The sequence below is a fragment of the Sphingomonas sp. ACRSK genome, assembly GCF_022346685.1.
Taxonomy (GTDB): Bacteria; Pseudomonadota; Alphaproteobacteria; order Sphingomonadales; family Sphingomonadaceae; genus Sphingomonas; species Sphingomonas molluscorum.
On record NZ_JAKRNR010000045.1, the window covers coordinates 1 to 19,368 of the forward strand.

At 66.6% G+C, this 19,368-nt stretch carries 24 protein-coding genes; 22 read left to right on the forward strand and 2 right to left on the reverse strand.

The genetic code is table 11. The annotated features are described in order from the left end of the window. From MHZ35_RS16350 to MHZ35_RS16445, 21 genes are all read left to right on the forward strand, one after another. Window positions 1-641, forward strand: a 641-nt coding sequence (locus MHZ35_RS16350) for a phage major capsid protein (RefSeq protein ID WP_446741065.1), incomplete at its 5' end; no start/stop codon positions are given. A 68-nt stretch (window positions 642-709) separates the two neighbouring features. Further along, a complete protein-coding gene (locus MHZ35_RS16355; RefSeq protein WP_239436614.1) occupies window positions 710-1,012 on the forward strand; it encodes a hypothetical protein in 303 nt (100 codons plus the stop codon). Between the two features lie 6 nt (window positions 1,013-1,018). After that, window positions 1,019-1,360, forward strand: a complete 342-nt coding sequence (locus MHZ35_RS16360) for a DUF2190 family protein (RefSeq protein ID WP_239436615.1) — start codon at window positions 1,019-1,021, stop codon at window positions 1,358-1,360. 3 nt (window positions 1,361-1,363) lie between these two features. Then, on the forward strand, window positions 1,364-1,702 hold the full coding sequence (locus MHZ35_RS16365) for a head-tail joining protein (protein ID WP_239436616.1): 339 nt from the start codon (window positions 1,364-1,366) through the stop codon (window positions 1,700-1,702). After that, window positions 1,699-2,349 carry a DUF6441 family protein gene (locus MHZ35_RS16370; RefSeq protein WP_239436617.1) on the forward strand — a complete coding sequence of 217 codons (651 nt, stop codon included), beginning with the start codon at window positions 1,699-1,701 and terminating at the stop codon, window positions 2,347-2,349. Before MHZ35_RS16365 ends, MHZ35_RS16370 begins: the two co-directional genes overlap by 4 nt. Beyond that, the gene (locus MHZ35_RS16375; protein WP_239436618.1) at window positions 2,346-2,786 is read left to right on the forward strand and encodes a hypothetical protein; all 441 of its coding nucleotides are present in this window, start codon (window positions 2,346-2,348) and stop codon (window positions 2,784-2,786) included. Before MHZ35_RS16370 ends, MHZ35_RS16375 begins: the two co-directional genes overlap by 4 nt. Window positions 2,787-2,803: 17 nt before the next feature. Beyond that, complete coding sequence (locus MHZ35_RS16380) at window positions 2,804-3,757, forward strand: phage tail tube protein (protein ID WP_239436619.1); 954 nt, start codon at window positions 2,804-2,806, stop codon at window positions 3,755-3,757. A 22-nt stretch (window positions 3,758-3,779) separates the two neighbouring features. Beyond that, entirely contained in the window at window positions 3,780-4,067 is a 288-nt protein-coding gene (locus MHZ35_RS16385; protein WP_239436620.1) for a hypothetical protein, read from the forward strand. Then, a complete protein-coding gene (locus MHZ35_RS16390) occupies window positions 4,067-4,633 on the forward strand; it encodes a hypothetical protein (RefSeq protein WP_239436621.1) in 567 nt (188 codons plus the stop codon). Before MHZ35_RS16385 ends, MHZ35_RS16390 begins: the two co-directional genes overlap by 1 nt. A gap of 32 nt (window positions 4,634-4,665) precedes the next feature. Further along, a complete protein-coding gene (locus MHZ35_RS18215) occupies window positions 4,666-4,812 on the forward strand; it encodes a DUF7697 family protein (protein ID WP_446741066.1) in 147 nt (48 codons plus the stop codon). Window positions 4,813-4,821: 9 nt separating this feature from the next. Then, window positions 4,822-7,764 (forward strand): hypothetical protein, encoded by a 2,943-nt coding sequence (locus tag MHZ35_RS16395; protein WP_239436622.1) that lies wholly within the window; start codon window positions 4,822-4,824, stop codon window positions 7,762-7,764. Next, a complete protein-coding gene (locus MHZ35_RS16400; protein ID WP_239436623.1) occupies window positions 7,761-8,366 on the forward strand; it encodes a hypothetical protein in 606 nt (201 codons plus the stop codon). The genes MHZ35_RS16395 and MHZ35_RS16400 overlap by 4 nt, the downstream gene beginning before the upstream one ends. Beyond that, window positions 8,363-9,007: a hypothetical protein gene (locus MHZ35_RS16405; protein ID WP_239436624.1), complete on the forward strand. Its 645-nt coding sequence runs from the start codon at window positions 8,363-8,365 to the stop codon at window positions 9,005-9,007. The genes MHZ35_RS16400 and MHZ35_RS16405 overlap by 4 nt, the downstream gene beginning before the upstream one ends. Further along, a complete protein-coding gene (locus tag MHZ35_RS16410) occupies window positions 9,004-9,423 on the forward strand; it encodes a DUF6950 family protein (protein ID WP_239436625.1) in 420 nt (139 codons plus the stop codon). Before MHZ35_RS16405 ends, MHZ35_RS16410 begins: the two co-directional genes overlap by 4 nt. Before the next feature lie 343 nt (window positions 9,424-9,766). Further along, the gene (locus MHZ35_RS16415) at window positions 9,767-12,382 is read left to right on the forward strand and encodes a Hint domain-containing protein (protein WP_239436626.1); all 2,616 of its coding nucleotides are present in this window, start codon (window positions 9,767-9,769) and stop codon (window positions 12,380-12,382) included. Window positions 12,383-12,443: 61 nt separating this feature from the next. Then, window positions 12,444-14,975, forward strand: coding sequence for a hypothetical protein (locus tag MHZ35_RS16420; protein ID WP_239436627.1), 2,532 nt, complete (start codon window positions 12,444-12,446; stop codon window positions 14,973-14,975). After that, complete coding sequence (locus tag MHZ35_RS16425) at window positions 14,972-15,208, forward strand: hypothetical protein (protein WP_239436628.1); 237 nt, start codon at window positions 14,972-14,974, stop codon at window positions 15,206-15,208. The genes MHZ35_RS16420 and MHZ35_RS16425 overlap by 4 nt, the downstream gene beginning before the upstream one ends. A 38-nt stretch (window positions 15,209-15,246) precedes the next feature. After that, complete coding sequence (locus tag MHZ35_RS16430) at window positions 15,247-15,693, forward strand: hypothetical protein (RefSeq protein ID WP_239436629.1); 447 nt, start codon at window positions 15,247-15,249, stop codon at window positions 15,691-15,693. A 14-nt stretch (window positions 15,694-15,707) separates the two neighbouring features. Then, window positions 15,708-16,058, forward strand: coding sequence for a hypothetical protein (locus MHZ35_RS16435; protein WP_239436630.1), 351 nt, complete (start codon window positions 15,708-15,710; stop codon window positions 16,056-16,058). A gap of 41 nt (window positions 16,059-16,099) precedes the next feature. After that, window positions 16,100-16,657 (forward strand): glycoside hydrolase family 108 protein, encoded by a 558-nt coding sequence (locus MHZ35_RS16440; protein ID WP_239436631.1) that lies wholly within the window; start codon window positions 16,100-16,102, stop codon window positions 16,655-16,657. Next, on the forward strand, window positions 16,654-17,088 hold the full coding sequence (locus MHZ35_RS16445) for a hypothetical protein (RefSeq protein ID WP_239436632.1): 435 nt from the start codon (window positions 16,654-16,656) through the stop codon (window positions 17,086-17,088). The genes MHZ35_RS16440 and MHZ35_RS16445 overlap by 4 nt, the downstream gene beginning before the upstream one ends. 279 nt (window positions 17,089-17,367) lie before the next feature. On the opposite strand, the gene MHZ35_RS16450 is transcribed toward MHZ35_RS16445, so the two are convergent. Both MHZ35_RS16450 and MHZ35_RS16455 read right to left on the reverse strand, forming a co-directional pair. Beyond that, window positions 17,368-17,688: a hypothetical protein gene (locus MHZ35_RS16450; protein WP_239436633.1), complete on the reverse strand. Its 321-nt coding sequence runs from the start codon at window positions 17,686-17,688 to the stop codon at window positions 17,368-17,370. Further along, window positions 17,685-17,909, reverse strand: a complete 225-nt coding sequence (locus MHZ35_RS16455) for a hypothetical protein (RefSeq protein ID WP_239436634.1) — start codon at window positions 17,907-17,909, stop codon at window positions 17,685-17,687. Before MHZ35_RS16455 ends, MHZ35_RS16450 begins: the two co-directional genes overlap by 4 nt. Window positions 17,910-19,056: 1,147 nt before the next feature. Here MHZ35_RS16455 and MHZ35_RS16460 point away from each other — a divergent pair. Next, window positions 19,057-19,251, forward strand: coding sequence for a hypothetical protein (locus MHZ35_RS16460; RefSeq protein WP_239436635.1), 195 nt, complete (start codon window positions 19,057-19,059; stop codon window positions 19,249-19,251). Window positions 19,252-19,368 lie beyond the last annotated feature (117 nt).

Consider the following 19,368-nt stretch of genomic DNA (forward strand, 5'->3'; position numbering starts at 1 on the left):
CGACCAAGGGCAACATCATCAACCTGTCGCGCCAGGCGATCGTCAATGACGACATGGAGGTGTTCTCCGGTCTCGCCGTCGATCTCGGCCGGGCCGCCAAGCTGACGATCGAGATCGACGTCTTCGCCCTGCTCAACAGCAACCCGATCATGAACGACGGGAAGCCGCTGTTCCACGCCGACCACGGCAACCTTGCGGTCGCCGGCGCCGCGCCCTCCGTCGCCGCGTTCGACGCGATCCGGGTCGCAATGGCGCAGCAGAAGGACGTCAGCGGGAACGAGTTCCTCGACATCCGCCCGTCCATCCTGCTGCTCGCCCTGGCGCTGGGCGGCGCTGCCCGGGTTATCAACGGCAGCCAGTACGATCCGGATGCCGTGAACAAGCTGCAGCGGCCGAACATCGTCAACGGCATGTTCGAGGACATCGTCGACAGCCCGCGCCTGTCGGGCACCGCCTATTACGCCTTCGCGGATCCGAACGTCGCGCCGGCGATCGAGGTGGTGTTCCTCAACGGCGTGACCGAGCCGTTCACCGACAGCCAGGACGGCTGGCGCGTCGACGGTGTCGAATGGAAGGTCCGCCACGATTACGGCGTTGGCGCCGTGAACTGGCGCTCCGCCTACAAGCAGCCCGGCGCCTGAGGCCCGCGCACCCGTGAACCTGCGGCAGGGCCGGCTGCGGCCGCCCTGACCGCTTCAGGAGAACAGCCATGAAGTTCGTGAAGCTGCTGACCGCAGCGCACGTCGCGGGCGTGCTGCGGCACCCCCACGAGGGTGTGCTGCATGTCGAGGACGATCAGGCGCAGAGCCTGCTTAACGACAAGGTCGCCGAGGACGTCACCGCCGACTTCACCGCCAAGGAGAACCGGGAGGCTCCGGTCGAGAATGGCGGCGAGCCGGACGGCTCAGCCGCCGAGGCGGCCGCCAACCCCCACCAGGCCGAAGTCGAAACCGACGCGCCGGCCGGCACCGAAAAGCCCGCACGGCGCAAGCCGGCCGGGGACAAGGAGTAAGCCGAGATGGCACGCAACTTCATCCAGCCCGGTGAGACCATCACCATGACCGCCCCCTATGACGTCGCCAGCGGCGCGGGTATTCTGGTCGGCGTGACCTTCGCGGTCGCGCTCGCCACCGTCGCAGCCGGCAAGCCCGTGGAGGCGCGCCGTGTCGGCGTGTTCGACATGACCAAGGCTCCCGGGGAAGCCTGGGTGGCCGACACCACCAAGCTGTACTGGGACAACACCGCCAAGCGCGTGACCGCCACGGCCACCGGCAACACGCTGATCGGCGTGGCTCGCCAGTCGCAGGCCTCCGCCGATACCGTCGGCCGCGTGCTGCTCACCGGCCAGATCGCGGCCTAAACCATGGATCCGTTCGCCTCGGCGCTCGACGCCCTATTCCACGGGCCGGGCTCCGAGGCGGCGGATTTCGTGTCCGAAGGCGGCGTGCAGGAGGGTGTCCGCATCATCCGGTCCCGCCCGACCGCAGACGCGACCTTCGGTGAGAGCAGGATCCGTCAGGACACGACCACGATCGACGTGCGCCGGTCCGAGGTGCCCCAACCGGTGACCGGCGATCGCTTCCTGATCCGCGAGATCGATCCTGCCACGCGCGCCGAGGTCCTGACGGTCTGCGCCATCGCCGGCGATCCGGAGCTGGACGTCGAGGGCATGACCTGGACCTGCTCGGCGCCGCCGGCATGAACGTCGAGATCGGTGTCCCCGACTTCGCGAAGGTGATGCGCGAGGCTCAGGGCAGCGTCGCACGCGCCGCGACCGTCGCGATGCGCGCCACCACCGGCGAGGCGCTGCGCGAACTGCGCGGGCAGGTCACGTCGGCCGGGCTCGGCCAGCGGCTGGCGAACACCTGGCGGGGCAACGTCTATCCCAAGTCGCGCAACGGCATGAATCCGGCCGGCTACATCTACAGCCGCGCGCCGGACATCATCGACAGTTTCGTGCGAGGGGCGACGATCGTGCCGGTCAACGGCACCCGCTTCCTCGCCATCCCGACCGACAATGTGCCCCGGGCGCTCGGCCGGCGCGGATCCTCGCGCCGCATGACGCCGGCTCAGGTTGAGCACACGTTCAACCAGGACCTGTTCTACCAGCGCGGCAAGAACGGCCGGGTCCTCGCCTTCATCAACGCGGTTGGCGCGCGGCGCGGCCGTGGCATCCGCCAGGGTACGAAGCGCCGGCTGGCCCAGGGTCGGGCGCTCAAGCGCGTGCTGATGTTCACGCTCGTGCCGGCGGCGCGCATGCCCAAGCTGCTCGACCTGGAAGGCCCGGCCGCCCGCTGGAGTGCCGCCTACATCGACGCCTTCACGCGCGGGCTGGAGAAAGACTGGTGAGCAAGCGCCTTGAGGTCCTCGCCGCGGTGAAGGCGCTGGTGCAGTCCGCCCTGCCGCACGCGAAGGTCATCGGCCTTGATGGCGAGGATGCGGCGCCGATGCGCGTACCCCCGACGGGAATGGTGGTTGTCCGAAGCGGCGACCCTGGCGAGCCAGAGGTCGACCTCTGTCCGCCCGTCTACCACTACACGCACCGCATTCCGATCGAAGTCAGCGCCTACGAGACGACAGCCGAAAGCGGCGAAGAGATCGTCGACCGGATGATGGGTCTGATCGGTGGCGCGGTCGAAGCGGACCGCACCCTCGGCGGCCTTTGCGACTGGCTGGAGCCCACCGCCCCGAACACCGACGACATCTACACCGAGGCAGCGACCCCGGCTCGCGGCGGCGATTTCGACCTGGCCGCCTCCTATTCGACCACCTCCCCTCTCAACTGAGCCCGAAGGAACCCATCATGGCCGTACAGCCTACCCGCCGGCGCGCGCTCGGCATCAATGCCGTGCAGGCGGCCGTGTTCGAGACCTCCTACGGGCAGACGCCCACCACCGGCTTCAAGCGCCTGCCGTTCGTCAGCAACGCGCTCGGCGAAGAACGGCCCCTGATCGAGGATGACCAGCTCGGCTTCGGTCGTGAGGGGCTCGACCCGGAATATGACGTCGCGACCAACGATGGTGATGTCGTGGTGCCGATGGACACCCGCGCGTTCGGCTGGTGGCTCAAGCTGCTGTTGGGCGATCCGGTGTCCGCCAACGCGGAGGGCGTCACCACGCACACCTTCGTCTCGGGCAAGACGGAACTGCCGTCCGCGTCGATTGAGCTCGGAAACCCCGAGATCCCCGGCTTCTCGGTCAACTTCGGCGCGCTCGCCAATCAGCTGCGCGTATCCATGGCGCGTTCCGGCATGCTGAACGCCACCATGGGCATCATCGCCCAGGGCGAGACCCGCAAGCAGGCGCTGAGCGTCGCCGGCACGCCGGTCATGTTCCACGGTGACCGCTTCCAGCAGGCAACCGGCTCGATCAAGCGCGGCGGCGAGGTCCTGGGCAGCGTCACGGCTGCCGGCTTCACCTATTCGAACAATTACGAGAAGGTGGAGGCCATCCGCGAGGACGGCCGGATCGACGGCGCGGATCCGCTCAAGGCCATGATGACCGGCGAGCTGACGATGCGCTTTGACCGGCTCGACCTCTATGACGCGGCCGTCGACGGCACGCCGATCGACCTGGAGTTCGGCTGGAAGCGCGGTGACGCCAGCCTGATCTTCACCGTACCGCGCGTGTTCCTGCCGCGGGTGAAGACGCCGATCACCGGCCCGGGCGGTATCCAGGCGACCTCCAACTGGCAGGCATCCGGCGCCGGCGGCCACACGCTCACAGCCGTGCTGACGAACGACGTCGCCAGCTACTGATCCCCTCCAGCGGAGAATGCCCGTGAAAAAGGAAAACACCGCCGCTGATGCGACGACCGAAGCCGCGCCTGCACCGAAGCCGATGCCAACCTATGTTAAGGCGGGCGTGACGCCTGACTTTGCGAAGCTGCGGGTCGTCGATGCCGACACCGGCCGCGCGATCGCACATGTGCTGGAGGCGGACGTCGAGAAGGGCACCGTCCGGCGCTATGCCGTCGAGCACGGCAACTTCGTGCGCGAGGGCAGCGACCTGAAGGTGATCGACGAGGAGCGGAAGGCCCGCTTTGAGTGGATCGGGGACGCCGCCTGATGCTCGTCGTCAGCAAGCGGGCCGAGGGCCCGGCCTGGCTGCCCGTGATGGGCGCGCAGGTGTTGTTCGCCCCCATCGACCGCAAGATGATGCGTGCAGCGCGCCGGGCCGCGGTGAAGGCTCTCCGCGGCGAAGATGCTGCGGAGGCGGACGAGGCTGGCGATGCGCCGGCCAGCGAGCAGCTGGAGGAGTTGGGGGATGCCCTCAGCGTCGCCCTGATCCTCGCCGGAGCGCTCGACTGGAAGGACGTTTGCCGCATGCCGGACGGCGAGGACACCGGTGCTGGTGAGGCGCTTCCGTTCAGCCGCGAGAACCTCGAGCACGCCCTTTCCGACCCGCTGATCTTCGACGCGTTCGATCAGGCCTACGTCATGCCGTTCGTGATGCGGGAGCGGACAAAAAACGTCTCCGCCGCCTCTCAGAGTGGCACTGGGGAGGCGGCGACGCAGGGGAACGGTACTGCCAACTCACCTGCCAAGCCAAAGACAGCAACCGGTGCGAGGCGTGCCCGTACCGGGTCGAAGAGCCCGACACCGCGGAAGCGGAAGGCGTCTGGGAAGTCCTGACGTCCTGTGACCGGCAGCTGCGGGTCCGCGGGATCGATGGGAAACCGTTCGCGCTGGATTACGCGGCCGTGATGGCGGTCGGCGCCGCTCTGGATGCCGACATGGAGATGCTGGCGGACGTGCTGCCAGCTGCGGAAGCGGCGATCGTCGCGCAGTTCGCCGGCGACGGCGGGGATTGAGGAGGGCCTGTGCAGAAGTCCGTCTCGATCCGTATGGGCACGACCGGCAAGGCCGACGTCACCCGCGACTTCACGGAAATGGGCGCCTCCGGCGAGGCGTCCGCGAACCGCTGGAGCAAGGCCTACCAGCGTGCGGGCGAGGACGTAGAGGCGGCTCTGCAGCGCCAGGCAAACGCCGCTGCCAAGATCGCCGCCATCTCGCCGCAGTCGCCCGTGCAGATGCGGATCGCCGACGCGAACGGTACCGGCTTCGGCCAGTGGGAGGGCTCCGCCCGCCAGTCCGCCGCGGCGTTCAAGGAACTGCTCGCCGCAGAGGAGCAGCTCGACGCGCGCACCCGTGCGCTGGTGAGCGCCATTGACCCGGCGTTTGCCGCGCAGCAGCGGTTCAACGCGCAGATGGCGGAGGCGCGCGACTTGGTCAGCCGGGGCGCGATCTCGCTCGACCAGTATGTCGCCAAGCTGAGGATCGAGCGCACGGCGCTGGAGGGCGCCACGGTTGCTCAGGACCGCGCAATCGCAACCACGCGAGGGCATGGCACGGCGATGGCTGCGGTCGCCCCGCAGGCGCAGGATATGTTCACGCAGCTCTCCATGGGCGCGAACGTGCTGTCGGTCCTTGCCATTCAGGGCGGCCAGGCTGCCGGCCAGATGGCACACCTGGAGGGTGTGGCCGGCAAGTTCGGAACCTTCATGATGGGCCCGTGGGGCCTAGCGATCACCGGCGGGCTGCTGCTGCTGGGCGCCCTAACCGATCGCCTGCTCGATAACGAGGGGGCTGCCGAGCGCGCCGAGGCTGGCATGAAGAAGTTCCAGGACCGCCAGACGGACATCGGCAACTTCATCGACAGCACGACGGGTAAGCTGAAGGAGCAGAACCGGACGCTGGTGCTGAACGCGATCCTGACCCGGCAGGCGCAGATCGCCGACAACAACAAGGCGATCACGGAACAGCGCAACGCCGCCTTCCGAGCCGCCGGCAACCAGCAGACGCGTTCGCCCAGCTACACCGGCGGCAGCGCGATGATCCCGATCCGCATCCGCGAGACGGATCCGGACGTTCAGCGCGCGATCGCGGCGGCTGGCGGCAATGTCGACAAGCTGGCCGCGAGCATCGCGAACCTGGCCGCGACCAAGCGCCCGGACCTCAAGGGGCTGGCGCTCGACATCTCGAACCAGGCGGGACAGGCGATCATCGCCACTCGCGAGAACGCCGAGCTGCAGAAGGAACTGCGCGCGCTCCAGGGCGATACCACGGCGCTTGCGAAGGCTGACACCAGCCTGATCGAGGCGCGGGCCAAGCTGGCAGGCGCCACCACCGCCGCCGATCGCGCGCAGGCGCAGTACCAGATCCGCATCAGGGAAGCGGACGCCGCCTATAACGCCAGCGGCAAGACGCAGGCGGACCAGGCCAAGCTGCTGGCGGCGCGCACCGCGGCCGAGCATGATCTGAACGTCGCCCAGGACGCCAACCGGCGGACGGGGGACCGGCACGCCCAGTCCCTCGCGCGGCAGGCGTCGGCAATGGAGGTGAACGCCGAAGCATCGCTGGAGCTGGCGCGCGCCTATCTCGTCGGCGGCGATGCGGCGCTGCGCGCGGAAGCGGCGCGCAAGGGCCTCACCGATGCCACACGCCGCGGGATCGACACCGACGCGCAGGTGCAGCGCCAGCTGCAGGTGATGGTTGGCGAGCAGGTGGCGAACGGCGCGAAGTCGGTCGCACAGCTGCGCGAGGAGACGGCGGCGCGCGCCGCGGTGCGCGCGCAGGTGCTCGCGGGCACGCTCTCCGCCGACGACATGTCGCGTGCGCTGTCGGACGAAGCCGCGCTGCGCCCGCTGCTGAAGCTGCAGACCGTAGCCCAGGGCGAGGCACTGGCGCAGCTGACCGAGGTGATCGACGCCTATCGCAAAGCACTGGCGGGCGCGCATGAAGAGGAGGCGAGGGGCGGCGCCACGCGCGCGATCGACGCTTCCAAGGACCGGTTCGCCGAGACGATCGCCAGCATCTACGACCTTTCCAAGGATCCGCTGAGTCGCGCCATGGATGCCGCGCGCCGCGCAGCGGAGAGCGAGGCGGACAGCCAGAACTATACTGGTGACAGCCGCAAGCAGTTCGTGGACGCGCGCGTCGATGAGGCGTGGGCGGGCGAGGCGAAGCGCCGGGCCGAATACTACGCCAGCACCGTCGAGGATCAGCGCGATTCGATGCAGCTGGCGCAGCTTGAGCTGGCGCTGTCCGCCGCCAACGACAACGAGCGCGGCCGGCAGATGGAGAAGCTGCGGACGATCCTCGAACTGAAGCGGGAGGGGGTGGACGTCGACAGCGCGGAGGGTCGCGAGATCCTGTCGAACCAAGAGCGGCTGGACGGGCTCTATACCCAGGCGAAGATCGCCGCCGCTGGCTTCCAGGAGCTGCGCGACTTCGGCAACGACTTCGTGGACACGGTGCTGTCCGAGGATACCTGGTCCAGCTGGGGCAACGCCGGCCGGACCATGCTGAACATGCTCAAGGGCGAGTTCATCAAGCTGGCGCTGCTCAACCCGCTCAAGAACCTGCTGAACGGGGACAAGGCGCTGCCGACGCTGGGTAGCGTGCTGGGCAAGGTCACCAGCCTGTTCGGGAAGCCTGGCAACAACGCGGCTGGCACGGAATGGTGGTCGGGCGGCGCGACCTATCTCGCGGAGAACGGTCCCGAGCTGGTCAACCTGCCTCAGGGATCGCGGGTCACCTCCGCCGGCGAGACGCGGCGACTGCTCGCGGCGAACGATGCCGGCGGGCGAGGCGACACCCACAACCACTTCCACCTGGAGGGTGCCGTCATGCTGCAGGACCTGCTCGATCAGATGAACGCGATCGGCACAGGCGCAGCCATGCAGGGTGCCGCAGGTGGCGCTGCCATGGCGGAGGCGAACGGCATGGAAGCTGGCGTGCGCCGACTGGGACGGTTCCGGTGAGCGCGATCGAGATCCCGCACTTGCGCATCAAGTCGTTCGCGCTCCGGCCCCGCCTGTTCAGTGGTGAGCAGGAGGGCGCTCTCGGCGGTCCCGACCTGCCGATCCCGCGGCCGGGCGATCGCCTGGCCGCCGACGTGGCGACAACGCAGTTCCGCAACGACGCGGAGGGCCGGCTGATGATCGCCGCGCTCTTCGAGGCGAGCAACAGCAGCGCCATCATGCGGATCGTGCAGCCGAACCGCGGCGGTCGGTCGCCGGGGTATGCGGCGGTCGTGGACGGGAACGATCAGGGTGGTATGACCCTAGCCTTGCGCGGGCTCCAGCCAGGCGGAACGCTGACCCGCGGCAACTTCTTCAGCATCGTGCATGGCGGCCAGCGGTACGTTCACATGATCGCCTGCCCGGGGCAGATGCTGGTGCCGGACACCGGCCGCGTCGCGCTGCCGATTTGGCCAATGCTCCGGTTCCTGACGGTCGATGCCGAACCCGCCGAGTTCGTCGCGCCGATGATCGAGGGAAAGCTGCTGGGGTTCGACAAGGGCGCCAGCTTCGTGCGGGCAAAGACCGAGACCCTGTCGTTCAGCATCCAGGAGCGGGCATGACCTTTCGCCTGACCCCGCAGATGTCGGCAGCGCTCCGGACCGGCCGCTATCCCTTCGCGCCGCTCGTGCGGGTGGCGCTGCCAAGCTACACGCTGTGCCACCTAGTCGGTTCGGCAGAGGTGCCGTTTATGGGCCAGCGGTTCGTAGGACGCGATCCGCGCTTCGGCATCCTGGTGGCGGCGAGCAACCTGAAGGATGGCGTAGCGGACGAGGCGCCGGACTGGTCGCTGACCTTTGTCGCGCCACAGGGGGCGCCGGCTTCCGATCTGGCAGTGGCGACCGCGCAGGGTGGGGAGGTGGGCGGCTGGTTGGGCCTGATCAATCCTGCCGACGGCAGGCTTCTGCCCGAACCGATCCAACTCTTCGCTGGCGAACTCGACGTGCCGCGCATGCGGGTAGGCAAAGGCACGCTCACGCTGGAGTGGCGCTGCGTCTCCGCGCTCGAGCCTTTCCACGACGAAGAGAAGGGCGCACGCCTGTCCGACAGCTGGCACCAGCTGGTGTGGCCGGGCGAGACGGGGCTCGCGAACATGACCGGCATCGACAAGACGTCGAACTGGGGCGTGGAGAAGCCGCCATCCGCAGTGCGGACGACTGGCGGCAGTCTCAGCCCCTCCTTCCTGGGAAACATCGGCCTGTGAGCGAGCTTCTGCGACGCCAGCAGGCTGCCCAGGCGGCCGTCGATCGGTTCAAGGGCCAGCCGCTCACCTACGGTAAGAACGACTGCGTGCGGCTGGCCGCCTTCGTCCTGCGCAAGCTGGGACATCGACCGCAGTTGGCGAAGGCCGGCACCTACAGCACCGCACTGGGCGCTGCCCGCGCTTTAGAGCGCGCCGGGTTCGACAGCCTCGCCTCGGCCGTCGACGGGTTGGGCTTGCCTCGCATCGCCCCGGCGGCGGCGTGGGTTGGAGACTTGGTGCTGCTACCAGCCGATGGGCCGTTCGGGGGCGCGCTCAGCGTCGCCGTCGGGAACGGCCGGGTCCTCGGCTATCATGAAGCAGTCGAAGGGGCGGACATCCTTCAGCCGGTTCAGTATGTCACCGCGTGGCGTGTTTGATCAGCTGCTAGGCGCGCAACCACGAACGACCGTAGGCGAGAGCCAAGAAACGACCGATGTTCCCGATCCGACCTTCTTCAGGTCAACCCTTGAGGCTGCGTTGCCAGACGCAACACCACCGGCGGTCCACACGATCGTGACTTCGTCTGGACGATCGGGCTGCCGATAGACCTGAGGCGGAGATCCAGTGCGGATCAGGCACCGCTCGATGTCCTCCAAAGCTGCCTCGCTCCGGTAGGACGCGACAGGCGTCCGCTGCTCGAACTTCGCGACTTGTCCGACCTGGACGGCAAGCAAAACCGTAAGCATCCGCGCCTCTACCCGATAATGGGAGCATTCTGTCATGGCCAAAGCCCTGAGGACAGCCGCTTTCGTTGTCGGTGCAGTCGCGTTGGTGGCGACCGGCATTGGCGCGGCCGGCGGAGCAGGCCTGCTAGGCAGCGCGATCGCATCAGGTGGAACCATCGCGGGGGTTGGTACTGCCGCGGCGTTTTCCAGCTTTGGCACGCTCGCGGGTGTCGGCGCCGGCGTGCTGTCATTGGCTTCCGCCGTTGCAACGCCCAGGGCATCGCTCGGCGGCAACCCGACCGAGTTCACGATCGATAAGGAGTCCGGCATCCCGTACGCGATCGGCCGGACCTATTCGGCCGGCAAGGTCGTGCACCGGCAGTACTACGGGTCGAAGAACAGCCTGGAGAGCTGGGTCGCGGTGCATAGCCTCGGCCCGATCAAGAGCCTCGGGGCGTTCCAGGTCGAGAAGAAAACCGTCACCTTCGCCGGCGGCGCTGCGCAGGGCACCTATGCCGGGTACATGTGGCTCGATCAGCAGCTGGGCGCCTGTCCAGAGGCGCGCGCGCTGCAGGGCCCGCAGGGTGACTTCCCCGGCTGGACCTCAGCTTCCAAGTTGTCCGGCCTCGCTGCCGACCTGTGGACGCTGAAGTTCGACAGCAAGGGGAAGAAATATCCGAACGGCGTGCCGGTGCGCGGCCGGATCGTGGAGGGCGTGTTCGTCTACGATCCTCGGCTCGACAGCACCTATCCAGGCGGATCCGGCCCGTGCCGGCTGGGGCAGGAGGCAACCTACGTCTACAGCGAAATCCCGGCGCTGCACGCCATCACCTGGGCCTACGGCCGGGTGCAGAACGGCACGCTGGTAGCGGGCGGCGGGATGAAGGTCGTCGGGATCGACCTGGCGCCCTTCGTCGAGTGGGCGAACGTCTGCGAGGCGAACAGCTGGAAGGCCGGCGGGATCGTCTACACCAGCGCCGACAACGACTGGGACACCCTGAAGATGATCTGCCAGGCCGGCGGCGCGGAGCCGATGCCGGTCGGCGGGCAGCTGTCGGTGACCTTCAACGCGCCGCGTGTCTCGATCGGCACGATCACGAGCGCGGACATCATCGGCGACGTCGACGTGCCCGGCACCGCCAGCCGCCGCGCCCGCCGCAACACCGTTATCCCCCGGGTGCGGCTGGAGAGCCACGGCTGGGAGGTCGTGCCGTTGAACGCGATCGCGATCCCCGACTATGTGGCGCTCGACGGCGGCAGCCGGCCGAAGGAGATCACCTTCCCGCTGGTGCAGCAGGTTGACCAGGGCGCGCAGCTAGGGCTCTACGAGATCCTGAACGGCCGCGAGCTCGACGGCATTCTTCTTCCCTGCAAGGCGACGATGATCGGCTACCGGCCGGGAGACTGCCTGACGGTCGACATTCCCGAGGCGGCGCTGGTCGGCCGGGAGGTCGTCGTGCGCAACCGCGAGATTGACATGGCGACGGTGGGCGTGACGTTCACCTGCCGATCGGAGACGGCCTCCAAGCACAGCTTTGCGCTCGGGCACGGCGGCATGGCGCCGCCCACGCCCGACCTCTCGATCCCGGAACTGGACCTGAGCGCACCGGATGCCGGCGATTGGACGGCCAATGGCGCCGTGCTGAGCGCGAACGGCGTGTCCTTCCCGGCGGTGATCGTCACCGGCTCGGCCGACGATCGCCCGCTGGCAGGCGTGCTGTTCGAGTATCGGCCCTACACCGCCGGTGCGGATCCGGACGTCGGCTGGAGCGGCGGCGGTCTCGACGGGCCGGGGATCACGCGCAAGGAGATCACCAGCGTCACCTCGGACACCGAGTATGAGGTGGCGGTGCGCTACATGGTCGGTGGCACCTACAGCGACCGCCTGGTGCTGGGGCCCGTCACGGCGGGCGTGTTCAGTGCCTCCGGGGGTGCGCAGGCGGCGATCGCGACCTCCTTCCCGATCGGGCTGACGATGTCGGCCGCCGACACCGGGGTCGTGACGATCAGTGCCCACATCCGGCGCTACACCGACGGCCATCCGGACGTTGCGGTCGAAGGCGCAACGATTGCCACCGGCCTCGCCCCCGGTGCCTTCCGCGCGATTGGCTATGACGATGCCGATCGCGTCGGCGGCGCGGTGTCCTACCAGCTATTCGAAGACGACATCGACGCACGCGCAGCACCCGACCACCCTGCCCGGCATTACCTGGGCTATGCGATCATCCCGACTGCTGGCAGCCCGCCATCGAGCGGCGGCGGCGCAACCCCGCCGGGCGGTCAGTGCGTGACCACCGACACGCCGATCCTGATGGCGGATGGCACCGAGAGGCCGGCCGGTGACATCTTGGTCGGCGACCGCATCCTGACGCGGCACGAGCTGCGGCTGAACGAAGTTGGCGGAGGCTGGGGCGTGTTCCTGGTCGAAGCCATCGAGATCGCCGACAGCGAGGACGTTTGGCAAGCAGAGGTCGGCGGGCGCACCCTGCGCGCGACCGGTGAGCACCTCGTCTATACCGGTGCATGGGTGAAGATGCGGGACATCGGCACGAAGGTCGTGGGCTCGCATCGCATCGTCAAAATGACCGTCACCGACGCACACACCTACGTCTCGAATGGCGTGCTGAGCCACAACATCAAGATGGAGCCGCGGGAAGTCGTGACGGAATGATCCGCGATCTCGATCATCCGCCCGTCTGCGGCGCCTGAACTAACACCACCCGGAGAAGCCGATGAACACGGAAGCCCGCTGGGATCTGACGGTCCGGCGCAACGATGACGTATGGGAGCGGCCGCTCCGCATCATCGGCCCGAACCTGACCGGCGTCGACATGCGCGCGCAGATCCGGCTTGCTGGTGACACGCCCGGCGCGCCGCTGGCGGACCTCCAGCTGGTGACGAACGGCAACGCGGAGGGTGTGCGGCTGGCGAGTGCCACCCAGCAGGCCGACGGCACTTGGACGAACGACGTCCGCATCCGGCTGAACAAGAGCACGCGGCAGGCGCTGCCCTATGCAGGGGAAGTCGGCGACGCCGCGACGCTGGAGTGGGGCTTTCTGCTCGGTGGCGTTACGCGGATCGAGGGCAAGGTGTTCATCCCCGCCCAGGTCTATGGCAGTGACGCCGCGCCCCTGAATCGACCGCCGAGCTATGGCACCCGCACGATCGCGGGGCCGGCGTTCAATCCCGGCGCGACGCTGGCGATCAGCCAGGATGGAGGCGCCACGCTCGCGATCGACGGCGCCGACCTGCTGGCGCCGTACGCCCGCGCCGCACAGGACGCGCTCGACCAGATCAACGACTTCACCCAGGGTCCCACCGGCCCCGCGAACAGCACCTACACCACCCTGACGGATCTTCGCGCGGCGCCGATCAGCAACCGAACGTACAACTTCGCGCCGCCGGCGGGGAGTGAGGCAGGCATCGCAGCGGGGTCGTACCTGTACCGCGAGGGAAACTTCTCAGGGCCGGACTATGCCGATGACGTGACCAGGGGGTTTGTTGTCGCCCTTGATGCCGCGCCGCTATCCGAAGGGGCACTGGTGCTGTCGTTCGCGGACAGCATGACGACGATCCTGGACGCCCAGGCAGCGATCCGCCGTCGCCTGCTCGACAAGACGCGCGAGATCCCGACGCTGCATGACTTCGGCGTCATTGGCGACGGAACCAACCACCCTCTTTCCGAGCGCTATCCCACGCTTGCAGCCGCGCAGGCAGTCTATCCCTTCGTGACGACGTTGACCGAGACAATCGACACGGCCGGTATCCAAGCCGCGATCAACTGGTCTTCGGCCAACAAGCGCCTAGTCGAGGACCGCAACGGCGGCGATTACGTCACAGGTCCATTGGTCCTCCGCGCCTACACCATGCTGCGCAGCGCCGGCCTCCGAGCGTCCATTATTCGTCCACGCGCCTTTACGAGCGAGGAGGTGTCTAGTGTCACGGGACACCTCACGATCCAAGATGGCCCAGTCAACGAAACCTTCGTCGAGGGCTTCCGGTTTGAGGGTGACTATCACCTTGTCCCGAACCGAATTTGGGGCTGGTACTTCCACGCGCGAAAGAACGAGGCTCCCGGTGCATACCCGCATGGTGGCCTGTTCTATAGCACCTTCCGCCGCTGCACGGTCAAAAACTACTATTACGGCAGCAAGTGGCTGCGCGCGGGTTCCTACGGCACGGGCGCAAATCCGAACGATCGCACGACCTACGACTTCCTGCGTCCGCATCAGTTTCTGATTTTCGACGACTGCCACTTCGACACCGGCAATGAGCCGGACTCCAATGTTGCGATCTTGCGTACCGGCCAGAACGCGCAGCAGCTGCACACGTCCTGTTCGTTCCAAGGGCCGAACCTCTACACGCTCATCTGTGAGGGGCCGGAAGCGGTCGACAGCGACAATGTCGTGCGCGGCAGCTGGAACCGGCCGGGCACGACCAACATCGCCATTTCGTCTGGCGGTGGCTTCAACGAGTTCCACAACTGCTGGCCGCAGCGTGCGTCTCGTGCCGTTCTTTCGATGCGCGTCAACGCCAACAAGTACAACTTGTACTGCGAGAACATCTACGACAACTGCATCACGCTGCTGAACGCGCTCGTCAGCTTCGAGCGCTGCTATTTCGCGAACGCTGGCGCTGCGGCGGACAAGAACATCTTCGCCTTGCTCGGCAATGTGATCGTCAGCGGATATGGCTGCGAAGGCTCGACCAACGGCTTCCAGATCAACAGCGCCGCGGGCGAAAACCGTGCCGTCGCAGGGCTGTTCGTGGGATGGCAGAAGACCAAGGGTCTAACCACGCAGGTGACGCCGGTAGGTAACGGCGAGCTGAACTTCACGCACGCGCGCTCGGTATTCGTCACCGGCGCTGCGGCGGGGACAAATCCAGTCCCGATCACCTCCATCAGCTGCAACGCCACCAACGATGAAGAGATCATCGTCACTGCGCACAACGGCCCGGTCGTTTTCGCCAATGCCAACGGCCTGCGCATTCCCGGCGGTCGCGTGATCCTGCGCCCTGGCGACACGACCAAGTTCCGGCGGGTCGACAGCCTTGGGACGTGGTGGGAGTTCGGCCGGACAGTGGCGCCGCTGCAGAGCAACGGCATGCCGACCAGCGGATATTTCGAGATTGGCGAGCGCGTCCGCAACACGCAGACCCCGCCGTCCTCAGGCACCTACGCCTCCGAGTTCTACCGCCTCACCAGCAACACCAACCACGTCGCCGGTGCGGACTGGCGCACGCTCCAGGAGACCATAGCATGACTTTCAAGGCCGGCGATCTCGTCAAGCTTATCGTTCCGGAGCCGACGCCCCAGGACGATTTTGAGCCCATCCCCAATCCCCCCATGCGGGTGCTGTACGTCATCTCCGGCTACGGCCGCACGGTGGTGGACTCCGCGCTTTGTCAACCCGGCAGCATGGTCAACGGCGAGTTCGCGCCGGATATGGACAAGCCGCCGCAAATGTTCGGGCTTTCCGGACTGCAAGCATCCTGAGACGTGACGCCCGGCGCCACCCGGGCAGGAGTCCTCCGATGAACCCACTCTGGGGAATGTTTGCGGTGCTGGTTGGCACCTTCCTGCCGCTGTCGCTGACGCTGCGCGCCTTTGCGCAGGTGTGTCACGATCATCGGCTCGGGCTGTGGCATCCGGTCAACGTCTATCGCTGGATCAAGATCGCCTTAATCGTGCCGATGATCGGCCTGATCGCACCCGCCGGCGTGTTCGTCATGTTCGGCTGGGGAGACGAGGCGATGGCGGTGCGGATCGTCACCTTCCTCGCGTCGCTGCGCGGGGTGGTGGTGGTCGCGGGCATCCTGATCGCGGCGTTTATCGTCGACAAGGAGCGACCGCGGATGATCGACCAGCTCACCCGCGAGCCGACCTCGAGCGAGCACCGCACGAAGATCCAGTTCCGACACGATACCATGATCGTCATCATCCTGTTCGGCCTGGCGCTCGCCTGGGCGGCGGCAGCCTGATGGCCGGGCAGAACATGGTCGCAGCTGCAGTGGGGCCTGCTGCGATCGCGTTCCTTGGCCTCAACGTGGCGATCATGCCGGCGCTGTTCGGCGTCTCCGGTGTCGTACTCGGCCGCTACATCGCGCAGTCCGTCCGCCGCGAGGGGGAGGAGCGCGTCACCAGCCGCACCAGCATGGCGCTCACGGCGCTGTTCGGGCTCGGCATGGTTGCGATCTCCGCGGACATGGATTTGACGCCGTTCCGCGCGCTGGGCGTGGGCGCCGCAGCCGGCTTCATCGGGCTCGGCCTGCTGGAATTCATCGCCGCGCAGTTTTCCGACCGCCTGCGAGGCGCGATCGACGGCTTCTTCAATCCGCGCAAGTAGCGCGCCGCCGGCGCGGCCGGCTTCTCCCGAAAGGACGAACGATGGCAAAAACGGCGACCCAGCTGGTCGACGAGGTGATCGCGCGCGAAGGTGGGTATAGCAACCACCCGGCCGATCGAGGCGGCCCCACGAACTGGGGCATCACCGAGCAGGTGGCGCGCGCCTATGGCTACAAGGGCGACATGCGGCAGCTGCCGCGCGCTACGGCCGTCGAGATCTACCTCAAGAGGTATTGGACCAGCCCCGGTTTCGACAAGGTGGCGGCGCGCGACCCAGCGCTCGCGGCCGAGATGTTCGACGCGGGTGTGAACATGGGTCCGGCGCAGGCGGCGAAGTTCGTGCAGCGCTCGCTGAACCTGCTCAACAACGAGGCGAAGCACTATCCTGACATCGCGGTTGATGGTGGCTTCGGACCGCTGTCGCTGTCCTCCCTCGACAGCTACCAGCAGCGCCGGGGCCGGGACGAGGGGGGGCGTGCCTTGCTATGGCTCGCTCGCGCCTTTCGGACGGGCCGCTATGCTGACATCGCAGAGGCGAATGGCTCTCAGGAGGTGTTCCTGTACGGCTGGATCGCGCGCCAGGTGCGGGAGGGGGTATGAGTTGGGTTGCCCTGCTGCGCGTGTGGTGGTTGGCGCCGATGCTGGTGCTCGGCGGCGGCTGGTGGCTTGAGAGCCGGAGCCACGCCGACACGCGGCTGACGCTGGGCAACGAGCGGGTCGCCTGGACCGCCGCGCTGGACGATGCCGAGAAGTCGCGGCTGGCCGCAGAACGGCGCTTTGCCACCAATCTCGCTCAGGCAGCGACCAACTACGCCGATGGCTTGGCTGCACGCCAGCCGATCATCGTTCGATCTACCAACACCGTGAGGGAATATGCGCAGACTGATGCTGGGCGCGTGCTGTGCCGTGATGCTGACCGGGTGCGCGCGATCGATGCCCTCGATGCCGAGCTTGCCGAAGCTGCCGGGTCCGCCGGCGGCCGCGCTGGTCCCGTGCGAGCCGACACCGCAGCGGCGGCAGGCGGACGGTAGCGCGACAGCGGCCGATGACGACGGGACGATCCGCGATGGGCGGTTCGACCTAGCCGCGTGCGAGGCGAAGAGACGGCTACTGTTGGAGGCTTGGCCTACGCCGCAGAAGCGGTGAAGCAGCTAAAAAAGGTCCCGCCTGCACGAGCGGGGCTGGTTCAGGCGGGAAACTACTCAAACCGGTTGCGCGCGATCATCAACGGGTGAGTCTGGTGCGAAGTTCCGCGCCTGCGCCCACATCAAACGCTCGCTGGCCATGGAAAAAAGGCCGCTCGGGCCCGATCAACGGTCGGGCTTGCGGCGCTCGATCTCGCCTCTCAACGCTTCGATAGCGGGATCACCAACGTCGCCGATGGTCTGTTGGTAGGCCTTCAACAGGTCGTCATCATCCCGTGGCAGGAATGCTTTCCTACCGTCGCCGATGTCGTACAGGTGGTAGACGTAATTCGGGCCCTTCCCGATCTCGCCCGGTACGTCACGGGAGACCACTGGTGCCGTTACTCGCCGGTAGGCGTAGACCACAGCGGCTTCTTCGGTGTTCTGTCCATTTAGGGGGCCGCCATAAATCGGGTAACTAGCCAACTTTCGATTATCCTGCCTCATGCGCCACCTCGGCGGGATGCGAGAAATGCCTGCACGTCAGCGGCGCTAAACATCGGCACCGTCGATATATTTCTGGTCTGGTGCAGCCGCCGCAGCAGGATATCGATATCAGCGACGGTCAGCCCGCTCGACGCGTCGATCACCGTGTTGTTATCGGCGTATCGCTTTCGAAAAGACTCTAGCCGCTGGAAGGCTGCGTCAAGTGCTGCGAAGTCGGTCATGTGCTCACTCCTCGAAGTCGCGCGCTCATCCCGACATCCTCTCGATCCTTGTCTAAACTGCGCTCCGGGCACATGAGGCGCAAGGTCGCACTGGGCTTGTATCCGCTCGTCAGCTTCCCTGCTCGGGCTCACCAGGGCTCCGGGCTTCTGCGGCGTCTATAGCTTTCAGAAGGTGATCGAAGCTGGATACATTCTCCACCGGATACGCACGTTTGAACCCAGCGCCGAGAACTTCGAGGTCTCGCTGGCAGAGCAACCCGACGGCCACGACACGTTTCGACCGTTCCATTGCCATTATCCTGTTAGTCGAAGCTTACTTGCGCTGGCATTTGCCGGAGACGCAGGCGCCACATCATGGAGGAGATCTCCTCGGGATTGCGGTGTAGCCGGTTGGCGATTTCCGGGACAGGGTGGCCTTGCTGAAGCTGGTTCCGAAGCCCGGTAATGTCGGTCTGAGTCCATCGACGATGCGGGTTCATCGCTCAACCCCGCCTTGAAGCACGGGCGAGCTGCGCCCGGGTTCCCGCACGGTCAGATTACGCATTACATCTTCGCGATCCGAGGCGTTCTCAGGCGAAGCCCCGTTCGGGGTTCTCACTCATCAACCGGTCTTGTTCGGTTCGCAGGTTCATTGCCCGTTGCTGCAGGGCCGCATTCCTCAGTTTCCGAGCATTGGAGCGCTCCGCGGTGTCAGCTTCCTTCGCCCATGCCACAGCCGCAACCGCGGCAACTCGCCGGCTGTTCTCCAAGGGAGCGGACGTTGCGAGTGCTAGCTGGCGGGCTTCTTGAGCCCGACAGAACGTGACCGATAGCGTCATGGGAGTTCCTTGATCACATCGTGCCAAGGGCAGCGCGACGCTTCATGAACTGAACGGCTGGGAATCCAGTTCGGGCCCGCTTTCCCGGATATTTGTAAATAGCTAGACTCATTTCCCTTGCCGCTGCAGCTTCGGTGAGGGGAAGAATCACATGCGATACCTGCTGCTGGCCGTAATCCTCGCCGTTGGCCCTGCCAACGTGAACCCATGCAATGCTGCGTCCGGGGCACTGGTCGCTTGTTGCAAGATGTGCTCCAAGGGAAAAGCGTGCGGGAATAGCTGCATCGCACGTGACAAGACCTGCCATCGGCCGCGGGGGTGCGCCTGCGATGGCTGATAGGGACGACTCAATGTCTCAAGACCGGCCCGACATCTTTGGACTTTTGACGCGGATTGCCGTGGCTTGGCTCAACAATCCAAAGCACCAGCTCCCGGCCGATGAAGTTCCAACACTCATTGAGCAGATCCACAAGGGCCTAGCAGCTGTTCAGGCTGATGTTCCGGAAGTGAGCGAGAACCCGTGACGTGACCCCCGTTTCTTCATCCACCTGGAACTAGAGACCGGCCCTTGAAGGGACGGACGGAATGAAGCGGAAGCAGTTTACGGAAGAGCAGATCATCGGCATCCTGAAGGAGGCCGA